This is a genomic window from Streptomyces sp. NPDC017520 (assembly GCF_044329855.1).
Classification (GTDB): Bacteria; Actinomycetota; Actinomycetes; order Streptomycetales; family Streptomycetaceae; genus Streptomyces.
The window spans coordinates 38,075-50,293 of sequence record NZ_JBIRKB010000021.1; the positions used below are offsets into that span (position 1 = coordinate 38,075).

Below are 12,219 nucleotides of genomic sequence, written 5' to 3' on the forward strand. Positions count from 1 at the left end.
GCCCACGCCCGCGTATCAAGCGGCGCCAGCGAAACCCTGCCTGATCTGCGGAAACGCGCGTGATGCCGCACGCTCTCGCCACCCGCCCGGTTGACGTCACGAAGAACATCATCCAGCTGTACGAGACCGCCGCCGTGTAGAAGATGCCGAAGACGCTGACCGCGACGACGGCGGCGGTCGGGGCTCCCGCGCCGTCGAGCGGTATGGCCGCGGCGAAGTCGGCGACGATCCCGATCACGGCGCCCAGGCCCAGCGCGAACGCCCCGCCCAGGGTGGCCTGGACGGCCTGCCGGGTGGTGATGCGCAGCGGGCCCGGGCCTTCCGGGGGAGCGGGCGCGGCGGCGACGGGCAGCCGCCGCTCGTAGCACCACAGGCCGAAGCGCACGGCGGACGAGGCCCCCAGGGACAGCAGCACGGCGACGTACAGCTCGGGCAGCTGACCGGGCACGGTGTGCAGGAACTGGGCGGCGAACAGCATCATGAACGCGAAGACGCCCAGCGCGTGCCCGCGCGGCCCCCAGCGCCGGGCGTACACGCCCGCCCCCATCACGGCGAGGAAGATCAGGTCGCGGGCGACCGGCTGGTCGTGCAGCACGGCGGCGACCGCGAGGACGGGCAGGCCGACGACGGGGAGCAGGACGGTGGTGACCGCCTGACCGCGCACCGTCGGGTCGGTCACGGTGAACAGGGCGAGCAGCGCCGCGAGGCCACCCGTGATGGCCGCCACCAGCGAGTGCCCGGCGAGGCCGCACAGCACGACCGCGAGGCTGATGCCGAGAACGCCACGGCCGGCGAAGCGCAGCCGCACCCGCCCCGGGTCCGGTGCCACGAACACCCTCTTCAGCACACTTCCGCCCCTTCCGCGTCGCCGCAGAACTCGCATGAAAAAGGCGCCACGGAAGTCCGCAGCGCCATCGATGGATCCATTGCAGCATCTGTCGGGCCCTTGGATCAAACCGGGAGGAGAAGCATGTACCAATGGCCCAGCAGACCTCGTGAGCGTTCGGTCACCGGCGCGCCAACGGACCACCCGGGGCGGGTACCACCGCACGCGCGGCGGATGAACGCACCGGACGGCCTGGCTCCGGTTCGGGGGAGCGGGGATGAGTACGCGTACTCATCCCCCGGGCGGGAGGGGCGGCACACGATGCCGCCATGGACGATGACCTGCACCCTGACGGGGCCCAGGACGGGCGCGAACCGCGGAGCGGAGGGGCGAACCTCCTGGTGTTCCTGGCTCTGCTGCCGCTCGACGCGCTCGTCGGCGGCCATGCCTGGCTCGTGGTCGGCATGAACGGCTGGGCCGCCGCGCACAACGGCGAGGAAGCCACCGTCCCGGTGACGGAACTGGTGGTGAGCGGTGGCGTGCCGGCGGCTGCGGGGCTGGCACTGTGCTGGGGACGGTACTGGGGCGCCGCCGTGGCCCAGTTCGCCCTGACCGCCGTACTGATGGCCTGGCTGCTGTCGTTCCAGGGGTGAGGCGCCGGCGTACCGCCCCGGCGGCGCGGGGCCCTCGCCCTGGGTACAGTCGGGGCCGCACCGGACGGCTCGGAAGGAGATCTGCGGATCATGGCGGTGGACGCTCTCGACACCCGGATCCTGCGCCTGCTGATCGAGCAGCCGCGTACCAGCGTCCGGGAGTACGCGCGCATCCTCGGCGTGGCCCGCGGCACGCTTCAGGCCCGGCTCGACCGGCTGGAGCGCGACGGGGTGATCACCGGTACCGGGCCGACCCTCTCCCCCGCCGCGCTCGGTCATCCCGTGCTCGCCTTCGTGCACCTGGAGGTCACGCAGGGGCGTCTGGTCGAGGTGGGCGACGCCCTGGCGGCCGTGCCCGAGATCATCGAGGCGTTCTCGACGACGGGCGGGGGCGACCTGCTGACCCGCGTCGTCGCCCGGGACGCCGGGCATCTGGAGGACGTGATCCAGCGGCTGATCCAGCTCCCGGGGGTCGTCAGGACCCGGACCGATGTGGCGCTCCGCGAGCGGGTGGCGCACCGAATGCTCCCACTGGTCGAATCCGTGGGGCGGGCGGCGGGCGACCGGGACCGGCCGGACACCGCACCCGGTCGGGGGTGACCGGGGCCGGCCGGGCACCGCACCCGGTCAGGGGTGACCGGGCCCGCCACCGGCGGACTGCGGCATGCTGGGGTCATGACGTCCCGCCCCGTGACCGCGCCCGGCCCGCACGTGATCTTCGATCTCGACGGGACGCTGGTGGACAGCGAGCCGAACTACTTCGAGGCGGGGCGCCGGCTGCTCGCCCGGTACGGGATACGGGACTTCGACTGGGAGGCCCACACCCGGTTCATCGGCATCGGCACCCGGGAGACGCTGACGGTCCTGCGCGCGGAGTACGGAATCGACGCCCCCGTCGAGGAGCTGCTCGCCGGGAAGAACGCCCTGTATCTGGAGCTGGCCGGGTCGTCGACGGAGGTCTTCCCGCAGATGCGGGTCTTCGTGGAGCGCCTGCACGCGGCCGGGGTGCCGATGGCGGTGGCCTCCGGTTCGTCCCGGGCCGCGATCGGGGCGGTCCTCGCGGTGACCGGGCTCGACGCGTACATCCCGCTGTACGTCTCCGCCGAGGAGGTCGCGCACGGCAAGCCCGAGCCGGACGTGTTCCTGGAGACGGCCCGGCGGATGGGGGCGGAGCCGGCGGACTGCGTGGTGCTGGAGGACGCCCCTCCCGGAGCGGCGGCCGCGCACGCGGCGGGCATGCGGTGCTTCGCCGTCCCCTATGTGCCGGGGACGGAGTCCGACCCGGCGTTCGGGACCGTCGAACTGCTTTTCAGCAGCGGGCAGTCCGCGTTCACGGCCGAGGCCGCGTACCGTCGGCTGCTCGACTGAACCGGGGCCGGCGGGCGCTCCCGGCGCCGGGGCGGGTGCGCAGGAGTACCGGGCCGTCAGCAGAGCCCGGCGAAAGGCCCGTCGGGGCATCGGGGCTCCGCCGGACCGATATCCTGATCATGTCGTTCGCCGCTCCGCCCCGGACTTTGCCGGAGACCGGGAGCCATGGGGCCCGGCAGCCGGAGCGGGCCACAATTCGAGATAGGTGTACAGGTGCTGGTAGCTGGTCGGTACCGATTGGTATCCCCCATCGGTCGTGGCGGCATGGGCGAGGTGTGGCGCGCCACGGACGAGGTGCTGGGACGTGCCGTGGCCGTGAAGCTGCTGCTGGGGGACCAGGCGGACGCCTCGTCGACCGCCCGCTTCCGGCTGGAGGCGCAGACCGCCGCCCGGTTGAGCCACCCGCACCTGGTGGCCGTGTTCGACTTCGGGGCCTGGGAGGACCGGTTCTTCCTCGTGATGGAGCTGGTCGAGGGGCAGAGCCTCGGGGATCTGCTGGCCGCCCAGGAGCGGGTCCATCCCGAGCAGGTCGCCCTGATCGCGGGCCAGGCCGCCGCCGGGCTGGCCGCCGCGCACCGCCAGGGCATCGTCCACCGTGACATCAAGCCGGGCAACCTGATGCTGGACGCGGACGGTTCGGTGAAGATCGGCGACTTCGGGATCGCCCAGTTCGTCGACGACCCCTCGACCGCGTTGACGACGGCGGGCCACATCGTCGGCACGAGCCTCTACCTGGCTCCCGAGCGGGCACTGGGACGTACCGCCGACTCCGCGTCCGACATGTACTCCCTGGGCTGCGTCGTCTACCAACTGCTGCTCGGACAGCCGCCGTTCCGCTCCGACACGGCGACCGCGACGCTGTACCAGCATGTCGACACCCCGCCGGTGCCGCTGCGCCAGCGGGGCGTGGAGATCTCCGCCGCCTTCGACTCGTATCTCCTCGGGCTGCTGGCCAAGAAGCCGGAGGAACGGCCCACCGCGCAGCAGGTCTCCGACTGGTTCCGCACCGACGCCTGGCGCGGCCGGCCGGAGCCCCTCCCCCTGCCGACGCCCACGTCCCACCGGGCGACCGCCCCCGTGGCCCCGAAGCCCTCCCCCGCCGGGCCGCCGGAGCCGGCCGGGCCGACGACGTACCGGCTTCCGGGGCCCACGGGGCGAAGACGGCAGGCGCAGGCCCGACCGGCTCCGGCCCGTCGTCGCAGTACCCGTGAGGCGATACGGCGTCGGCCCAGGGTGGCCAGCGTCATCGCGGGCACGGCGACGTTCCTGGCCGCCGTGTATCTCGGGATGATCCTCTTCTCCCCGGACTCCAGCTCGGCCGGAACGCCGGACCGGAGTCCGTCGTCGGGTCCCTCGCAGGACGTCGGCGACGGCGACGGGCAGCAGCAGGACGGACAAGGCGGGCAGAACCAACAGGACCAGCAGGACCCGCAGGACCAGCAGGACGGTGGCCGAGAGGGCGGGGACGACGAGCAGGACGACTGAGTCCCGCCCGCTCCCGCTCCTCCTCACCCGCCGGGGCCCCGGCCGTTCCGGCCCCGCCCGCCGTCACCAGCGGTCGTGGACCTCCGCGCGGATCGACCGGTCGTACAGGTCCCGCACCGCGTCCAGCGTGGACTGCGGCAGCGGTGGCAGGGCGGCCGCCGCCGCGTTGGCGCGGGCCTGTTCCACCGAGCGTGCGCCGGGGATCACGCTGGTCACGCCCGGCTGCTGGATGATCCAGCGCAGCGCGGTCTGCGCGGGCGTGGCGTCCTCGGGAGCCAGCTCGGCGAACTCGGCCGCCGCGGCGACGCCCGTCGCGTAGTCGATGCCGGAGAACGTCTCGCCCCGGTCGAACGCTTCGCCGTGCCGGTTGTACGTACGGTGGTCCTCGGGGCCGAAGACCGTGTCCCGGGTGTACTTGCCGGAGAGCAGACCCGAGGCGAGCGGCACCCGGGCGATGATGCCGACGCCCGCGGCTGCCGCCGCCGGGAGCACCTCGTCCAGCGGCTTGAGGCGGAACGGGTTGAGGATGATCTGCACGCTCGCGACGCCGGGGCGCGCAATGGCGGTGAGGGCCTCGGCGCAGGTCTCGACGCTCACGGCGTAGGCGGCGATCCGCTGCTCGGCGACCAGGGTGTCCAGGGCGTCGTAGACGGCGTCGGAGGAGTAGACGCCGCGGGGCGGGCAGTGCAGTTGTACGAGGTCGAGCGTGTCGGTCCCGAGGTTCGCGCGGGAACGGTCGTTCCAGGTACGGAAGTTGTCCAGTACGTAGTTCTCCGCGACCTGTTCGGCGCGGCGGCCCATCTTGGTGGCGACGAGGACGTCGGCGTCGGGGCGGCTCTTGAGGTAGCGGCCGATGAGCTGTTCGCTGCGGCCGTCTCCGTACACGTCCGCGGTGTCGAAGAAGGTGACGCCGGATGCGACGGCCGCGTCGAGAACCCCGAACGCGTCGTCCTCCGCGACCTCGCCCCAGTCACCCCCGAGCTGCCAGGTGCCCTGTCCGACGACCGAGACGTCACGGCCGGTCCTGCCGAGTGTGCGCTGTTCCATGAGGATCACCCTATTCCGCTCTCGGGCCGGGGGTGGACGGCGGCAGGAGCACCTCTGCCGCCGTCCACGTTCCGGGGGCGCCCCGGGGTGGGCCGGCGATCAGTCGCCGGTCGTCACGCGGACGTAGTCGATGACCATCTGCTGCGGGAACCGCGTGCTGCCGTCGGGGTCGCCGGGCCAGTAGCCGCCGACCGCGAGGTTCAGGATGAGGAAGAACGGCTTGTTGAACACCCACTGGTTGCCGCCCAGGTCGGCCGGGGTGCGCCGCTGGAAGACCTGGCCGTCGACGGACCAGGTAATGGCGTCGGGCGCCCAGTCGACGGCGAAGGTGTGGAAGTCGTCGGCGAACGCCTGCCCGTTGGGGAGGGTGTACGCGGCTCCGATGCCACCGGAGCCGGAGTATCCGGGGCCGTGCAGGGTGCCGTGGACGGTTCCGGGTTCGAAGCCGACGTTCTCCATCACGTCGATCTCGCCGCTGTTCGGCCAGCCGACGTTGCCGATGTCGTCGCCCAGCATCCAGAACGCGGGCCAGATGCCCTGACCGCGCGGGATCTTGATCCGGGCCTCGACGTGGCCGTAGGCGGCGGAGAACCTGCCGGAGGTGTTGAGCCGGGACGAGGTGTACTCGCAGGTCCCGTACCAGCACGGGTAGTTGCCCGGGTTCTCCTTCCGGGCGGTGATCACGAGGTTGCCCTGACCGTCGAGCGCGGCGTTGTCGTTGCCCGGGGTGTAGTACTGCCGCTCGTGGTTGTTGACGTTGTCGCCGGTCTCGATCTGCCACTTGCCGCCGTCCACGGCGGCGCCGGCCGGCCCGTCGAACTGGTCCTCGAAGGCGACGGCCCGCGCCCCGGGCCCGGAGGCCGGGGAACCTGCGGCCGGTGCGGCGGACGCCCCGCCGGGGAGTGCGGTCAGGATGGCGGAACAGCAGAGCAGAGAGGCGGCGCAGAGGGCGACGCGGCGGCGTCGGGAAACGCCGCGAGCCGTGGAGTGCGTGGGGTGCACGGTCATCACATCACTTCGCGTGGGGGGCATGCGCATGACAGAACGACGCCGAGAGGTGAACGGTTGGGGCGATCACCTCGGGCCCATATTTCACTACTTGATTTAAGGGAGTGCCGCAGGAGCCGTCAATAACCTGGTCCGGACCGGAACGAGAACGGCATGTCACAAAGGCATATGCGCCTGAAGGCGGTCGGCTCATCGTGCGGTTCGTCCCGGGCAGCCGCAGAGTGGAAACACGGACCGGCGGGACGAGCCGGGGCACGAAGGGAGCACGACGTGGAGAACAACGGCACACCGCGGCCCCACTTCGTCGTGCAGATCCATGACGCGCGACGCCTGCACTTCGATTTCCGGCTGGAGGTCGACGGCGTACTGAAGTCCTGGGCGGTGCCGCGCGGGCCGTCGGAGAACCCCAGCGACCGCAGGCTCGCCGTGCCGACGGAGGATCACGCCCTGGAGTACCGCGAGTTCGAAGGGGTGATCCCCCACGGCGAGTCCGGCAGCGGCACGGTCATCGTCTGGGACCAGGGCACCTACCGGCCGCTCGGGCACGACGGACAGGGCGACTCCGTCCCCTTCTCCGAGTCCCTGGCGCTCGGCCATGCGACGTTCTGGCTGTACGGGTCGAAGCTGCACGGCGAGTTCGCGCTGACCCGCGTCCAGAAGGGCGACGAGCCGGACAGCGGCGGCCACGAGGCGTGGCTGCTGATCAAGGCGAACGACCGCCTCGCCGTTCGCGGCAGGCCCGGTTCCCCCGACCCGTACCACGCCAGGTCCGCCCGTACGGGGCGGACGCTGCACCAGGTCGCCGCGGCGGCGTCCCGGGGGCCCGGAGGATGACCACGCGCCCCGGGTGACGCGGGTGCCCCGCCGTCAGGCCCCCGCACCGGAGAGCTCGGCGAGCACGTCCGTGTAGAGCGGCCTCCGGTCGGGCCTGGCGTGGGCCGCGGTCCGGCGCAGGACCGGGACCGCCGCGTCGCCGAAGCCGACGAGCGCGTCCCGGGCCGCCCTCCGGACCACCGGCCTCGTGTGGTCGAGGAGCCGGACGAGGTCGGGCAGCGCGGGCGCCCAGCCGGCGCGGCCGAGCGTCCGCGCCGCCATGCGCACCACGTCGGGCAAGGGGTCGGACAGCAGGACCACGGTGAGCCGGGCATGGGTGTCCCGGTCGAACAGGGCGCGCGAGGTCCGGTGGGCGTGCAGGCGTACCCCGGCGACCGGGTGGCTCAGCAACTCCTCGACCAACGCGTGCAGTTCCGGGCCCGGGCCGGCGCCGGGCGCGGGTGCGCGCTCCTCGACGAGGCGGGTGAGTGCCTGGCGGGTCCGCTCGGGCGTTCCCGTGCGGGCGAGGTCGAGCAGTTCCGGCAGCGACGGACGGTCCGCCGGGGCGGCCGTCGGGCCCCGGAACGGGGTGCGCAGGTCGTCGAGCGCGGCGGCGTCCTCGTGTTCGGCCCCTGGTGCGCGCAAGGGGCCGTCGACGAGGACGAGCGCGTCGGCCAGGGCATCGCGGCCCTCGGCACGCAGCCGGCGCTCCGCCCCGGTCAGCACGGGGGTCCGGAGCAGCCGCACCCCGGCCAGCAGGTCGAGCAGCCCGAGGTCGCCCGCCTCGACGCGCGGTGCCAGGTGGTGGGCGAGGACGTCGACGGGAACGTCGCGCAGCGTGGTGCGGGCCGCCTCGTGCACAGCGGGCGAACCCTGTTCCCACCACCCGATGATCAGCGGGACGAGCGGGGGCAGATCGTCCTCGGGCAGCCGCGCCGCCCAGCGCAGCGCCCGCTCGGGCAGCACCCCTCGGGAGGTCAGTTCCACGAGGGCGGGGTGCCGGCCGGTGCCCTCCGTGGGGTGGGCGTCAAAGTGGGCCCCGGCGTGGTCCTCCGGGTGCGCGAGGACATCCAGGGCGGCGATGTCGGGGAGCACGTCGACCCGGCCGCGCAGATACGCCCGCAGCACGGCGCGCGCCACCCCCGGCTCGGGCCAGTCGAGCAGGGCCCGCGCGGCGGCGGTCCGGGTCTCCGGCCTCTTCGCGTCCAGCATGGCCAGCAGCCGGGTCCGCTGGGCGGCCGACCGGGGCTGGTCGAGATCGTCCGCCCGCACCGGGCGCGACGGGGCGCCGGCGGCCGTGCGCGCCGCCCTGGTCTCGGCGATGGTCCATTCCGGTGCGTCGATCGGCTGGAGCTCGGTCATCCAGTCGACGAGAGGCCCGCGCACGTCCGGCGCGGCCGTCGGGTACGCCTCGACGAGCACGGAGAGCAGTTCCCGGGACTCGGTCCGGGCAGGTGCACGCCCGGCACCGTCCGCACCGGCGGCACGCCGGGGCCGGCCACCGGCGGCGACAACGCGTCCCCGGAACTCCGCCAGTGCTGCGGGCGTCCGTACCGCCTCGGTCAACTCGGTGCGCCAGGTGCTTGGTTCATCGACGACCTCCGGTTCCTCCGGTACGCCGAACGCCTCCCGGAGCACGGCGGGCGCGGCACTCCAGGGGTCGGCGCCGAGGTGGGCGGTGTCCAGGGCCCGGTCGAGATCGGCGCGGACGAGCACCGCGCCCAGCTGTCGGAGCAGCGTGAGGGCCAAGGCGGCGGTCCCGGGGTGCGGCGGGCTGTCCGGGCCGGCGGGCGGCAGGGCGCGAAGTCCTTCGACGACGGTGAAACGCCGGCCGGCGGACAGGTGTGGTGCGACGGCGTGCAGGACCTCGATCAGCTCCCCGGCCGCCGGGCTCGCGGCTGTGGCCCGTGGAGACCCGTCCGCCGCTCCCCCGCCGGTGGCGGCGTCGAACGCGTCGGTCACCATATCGGCGTGCCGGGCGAGCAGTGTCACCTCGTCGGCGGACCACGGCCCCGGGCACAGGCGCAGGGCGCACCGCAGGAGGCTGCCGCGGAGCCCGGCCTGGCCGGCACTGCCGGCCAGGCCGAGCCAGTGACCCAACAGGGCGCGGGCCGCCGGACGTTCGTGGTCGGCAACGGTCTTGGGGGGCACGGGCCGCCGGGCGATGGCCAGGGCGAGCGCCGGGTCCCAGCCGGAGTGCAGCAGAGCCGCCACCTCGGGGTCGGCCTCGTCCGGGGGCCCGTCCGGGGCGGCGGGCGGCGTCGGCACACCGTGCCGGGCCAGTGGTTCCGCCAGGTCCTGGACAGAACCGGCGGCGAGCCGCACCCCGCCGTCGGCGACGAGCGCCAGCAGGGCGGGGACGGCCGGCGATCCCCCCACGTCGAGGGCGAGCACGGCGCGGGCGGTCACCTCGTGGTCGAGAGCGCGGAGCAGGAGGCGGCGGGTGCGCTCGTCGCGAGCCACTTCGGCGGCGGCGAGGAGGGTCGCGGCGTAGGCGCTGCCCACGACGGCACGCAGCGCCCGGGTCAGCGCGGACCGCAGCCCCGGGTTGTCGTCGCGGCCGAGCGCCCGCAGGAGGTGCGGGACGGCGGTCGGCGCGCCCGCTTCGAGGAGGGTGGCCGCCGCGGTCTTCCTGATGTTCATGTTCGGGTGGTGGAGACAGCCGGCGACCGCCTCGCCCGCCCAGCGGGCCCGTGCCGCGCCCAGCGCCGACAGGGCCGCGCGCACGGTGCGGATGTCCGGGTCGCGGGTGAGCGGGACGAGGGTCGCGGACAGGGCCCGCGCGTCCTCGCCCGAGGCGTCGTGGGCCAGCAGGGCGATGACGTGCTTGCGCACGTGCGGGTCGCGGTCGCGCAGCAGACGGTGTACCCGGGCCCGGGTGGACGGGGTCGCGGGGACCTGGAGCAACGCCTTGAGCAGCACCGCCCGTTCGCCGCCGGTGAGCCCGGGCCGCTCCAGCAGGCCGAGCACCGTGGCGGTGAGGAACGCGTGGCCCGCTCCGGTGTCGTCCGGTGCGTCGAGCAGACAGACGGGCCTGATCCGCCGCCGCCTCCACAACCGGCTCCCGTGGGCGCGCATCGCCTCCAGCACCTCGGGCGGCAGCTCGGGTTCGCCGGCCGGGCGGGCCGGTCCCGCGGGTGCGAAGCCGGGCCCCGGGACGTCCGTCCCGGGCCGGAGCCGGCCGGCGGCGAGGTCGCGCACGATGCGCAGGAGCAGGTCGGCCAGGGGGACACTCTCCGGGGGCGCGGTTCCCGTTCCGGCGTGTGCCGCGATCCGGCAGAAGGCCGCCACGGGGGCGTCCACGTCCACACGGGCGCGCAGAACGGCCAGTTCCCGCTCGTCGGGGGCTCCGAGGTCGGCCTCGACGGCGCGCGGGAGGTGCCGGGGGGCGAGCCGGGCGAGCAGCTCCTCCCGCTGCCCGGGCCGGTGGGTGAGGTGCCACAGGAGTGCCAGCGCCCGGTCGCGTACGGAGCGCAGCTCGGGTGCGACCGGGAGGCGTGGTGGGCCGTCGGTGGCCGTGGGCGATCCGTCCGCCGGGCCGCCGACGCCGAACGCGCGGGCCAGCGCCGATCGCGTACGGTCCCCGCCGATGGCCTCCAGGGCGTCCAGGGCGGCGGACGGGGCCGTGGGAAGCAGGGCCAGCACCGCTTCCTCGGCGGCCGGTGGTCGCAGGACGCGGATCGCGGCGAGGAACGGGCGCGGGGCGCGGGCGGCCGGGAGGAGCCGGGTGACGGCCTCGCCGATGGGGACGTCCGCGGCCCCCTGCCGCGACAGGGCGATGAGCAGCTCCAGGCGGCGTGGCCAGTCCGGGGCGGTGGGCGGGGCGTCGGTGAGGGCGTCGAACAGCGGGCGACGTGAGGTGTAGAGGACCGTGGCGAGGTCCTCCGCCGGAAGCGTGTGGTCGGCCAGGGCCAGGGAGAGGAGCGGGCCGACGTCCCGGTCCGCCGGGAAGTGGCCGCGCCGGTGCAGTGCGCGCAGACAGGTCAGCACGGGCCCGGCGAGCAGGAGGGGGTCCGTCGCGGCCAGGGCCACCAGGCGGCCGACGTCGGCGCGTTCCGCCCGTTCGCCCAGGAGTTCCACGGCCTGACCGCGCAGGGCCGGAGCCTCGGCCGGATCCTCCGCCGTGCTCCACAGCACCGTGGGGTGACCGTGCCGGGCGGCGGCGAGGAGGGCGGCGGCCGCGAGCGCTGCCGACGCCCCGTCGCGGTCGGCGGACCGGCCGCCCAGGGCCCTCGCCGGGCGGATCAGCGGTGGCGCGTCCACGGGGGTGACCGTGGCCCAGGGCTCGGCGAGTTCGCGCAGCACACCGGTCACGAGGCAGGGGTCGGGCGAGTCGAGCAGCCGCACCAGCCGACCGCGTACGAACGCCGGTGCGAGCAGTCCGGCGTGCAGCCCGTCGCGGGCCAGCCGCAGCGCCTCGGTCCCCAGGACCGGGTCCCCGGTGTCGACGAGTTCGGCCACGAGCCGTTCGGGGCGGCGCGCCCCGGCGGCATCGCTCTCACGCACGGCCCGGTAGAGGAGCTCGCCTGCCGGTTCCGTACGGAGGACGGTCGCGTCACCGAGGATCTCCGCCCGCAGCCAGGCGATCCGTACCCGGGCGGGCAGCGCGACCGCACGCCAGTCGGGCAGCCGGGGCCGCGGCTTCCGCGCCGCGAGCCGGGTATGGAGGCCCGCGAGCAGGAGGGACTCCTCGGGCGACGCCCCGGGGGAATCGGGCAACAGTCCGGCCACCAGGGCAGGATGGCCTGCCCCGCCCCACGCCCCGGCCACGCTTTCTCCCTCACTTTCGAGGTCCGGGATCCCCGGGGTGTCCGCGCGCTCGGCGAGGAGGGTGAGGCCGAGGTGCCGTATCCGGGGTGCGGAGTGCCGGACCAGCCGTCCGAGCAGTTCCGGCGGACAGGTGCGGGCGTCGAGGCGCCGGGCGAGGAGCGCGGTGTCGGCGCGGTCGAGGGCGTCGGTGATCGTTTCGTCCGGCGGCGTGGTCACCGACGGAGCGTAGACGGCCGGGGCATCCGGACG

At 74.5% G+C, this 12,219-nt stretch carries 8 protein-coding genes and 1 pseudogene; 5 read left to right on the forward strand and 4 right to left on the reverse strand.

Annotation, left to right across the window (positions count from 1 at the left end; translation table 11 throughout):
* Positions 1 to 94: 94 nt before the first annotated feature.
* A pseudogene (locus ACH4KB_RS33290) lies at positions 95 to 847 on the reverse strand (FUSC family protein); the annotation flags it as partial.
* A 308-nt stretch (positions 848 to 1,155) separates the two neighbouring features.
* Here ACH4KB_RS33290 and ACH4KB_RS33295 point away from each other — a divergent pair.
* The 4 genes from ACH4KB_RS33295 to ACH4KB_RS33310 all read left to right on the forward strand — a co-directional run bounded on the left by ACH4KB_RS33295 (position 1,156) and on the right by ACH4KB_RS33310 (position 4,332).
* A complete protein-coding gene (locus ACH4KB_RS33295; RefSeq protein WP_398070044.1) occupies positions 1,156 to 1,479 on the forward strand; it encodes a hypothetical protein in 324 nt (107 codons plus the stop codon).
* A gap of 90 nt (positions 1,480 to 1,569) precedes the next feature.
* Positions 1,570 to 2,079, forward strand: coding sequence for an Lrp/AsnC family transcriptional regulator (locus ACH4KB_RS33300; RefSeq protein ID WP_398070046.1), 510 nt, complete (start codon positions 1,570 to 1,572; stop codon positions 2,077 to 2,079).
* A gap of 75 nt (positions 2,080 to 2,154) precedes the next feature.
* On the forward strand, positions 2,155 to 2,847 hold the full coding sequence (locus ACH4KB_RS33305) for an HAD family hydrolase (RefSeq protein ID WP_398070048.1): 693 nt from the start codon (positions 2,155 to 2,157) through the stop codon (positions 2,845 to 2,847).
* A 264-nt stretch (positions 2,848 to 3,111) separates the two neighbouring features.
* Complete coding sequence (locus ACH4KB_RS33310; RefSeq protein WP_398070050.1) at positions 3,112 to 4,332, forward strand: serine/threonine-protein kinase; 1,221 nt, start codon at positions 3,112 to 3,114, stop codon at positions 4,330 to 4,332.
* 63 nt (positions 4,333 to 4,395) lie between these two features.
* Here the strand turns inward: ACH4KB_RS33310 and ACH4KB_RS33315 are convergent, their stop codons facing one another.
* Together ACH4KB_RS33315 and ACH4KB_RS33320 are read right to left on the reverse strand one after the other, a co-directional pair.
* The gene (locus tag ACH4KB_RS33315; RefSeq protein ID WP_398070052.1) at positions 4,396 to 5,379 is read right to left on the reverse strand and encodes an aldo/keto reductase; all 984 of its coding nucleotides are present in this window, start codon (positions 5,377 to 5,379) and stop codon (positions 4,396 to 4,398) included.
* A gap of 99 nt (positions 5,380 to 5,478) precedes the next feature.
* On the reverse strand, positions 5,479 to 6,387 hold the full coding sequence (locus tag ACH4KB_RS33320) for a family 16 glycosylhydrolase (protein ID WP_398070184.1): 909 nt from the start codon (positions 6,385 to 6,387) through the stop codon (positions 5,479 to 5,481).
* A gap of 270 nt (positions 6,388 to 6,657) precedes the next feature.
* On the opposite strand from ACH4KB_RS33320, the gene ACH4KB_RS33325 reads away from it, so the two are divergent.
* Positions 6,658 to 7,221, forward strand: coding sequence for a DNA polymerase ligase N-terminal domain-containing protein (locus tag ACH4KB_RS33325; protein WP_398070054.1), 564 nt, complete (start codon positions 6,658 to 6,660; stop codon positions 7,219 to 7,221).
* A 33-nt stretch (positions 7,222 to 7,254) separates the two neighbouring features.
* On the opposite strand, the gene ACH4KB_RS33330 is transcribed toward ACH4KB_RS33325, so the two are convergent.
* Entirely contained in the window at positions 7,255 to 12,186 is a 4,932-nt protein-coding gene (locus tag ACH4KB_RS33330; protein WP_398070056.1) for a HEAT repeat domain-containing protein, read from the reverse strand.
* Positions 12,187 to 12,219 lie beyond the last annotated feature (33 nt).

Excerpts from the sequence above, each read along its gene's own strand:
- ACH4KB_RS33295 (WP_398070044.1), top strand. The coding sequence starts at position 1,156 with ATGGACGATGACCTGCACCCTGACGGGGCCCAGGACGGGCGCGAACCG.
- ACH4KB_RS33300 (WP_398070046.1), top strand. The coding sequence starts at position 1,570 with ATGGCGGTGGACGCTCTCGACACCCGGATCCTGCGCCTGCTGATCGAG.
- ACH4KB_RS33305 (WP_398070048.1), top strand. The coding sequence starts at position 2,155 with ATGACGTCCCGCCCCGTGACCGCGCCCGGCCCGCACGTGATCTTCGAT.
- ACH4KB_RS33310 (WP_398070050.1), top strand. The coding sequence starts at position 3,112 with ATGGGCGAGGTGTGGCGCGCCACGGACGAGGTGCTGGGACGTGCCGTG.
- ACH4KB_RS33315 (WP_398070052.1), bottom strand. The coding sequence starts at position 5,379 with ATGGAACAGCGCACACTCGGCAGGACCGGCCGTGACGTCTCGGTCGTC.
- ACH4KB_RS33320 (WP_398070184.1), bottom strand. The coding sequence starts at position 6,387 with ATGACCGTGCACCCCACGCACTCCACGGCTCGCGGCGTTTCCCGACGC.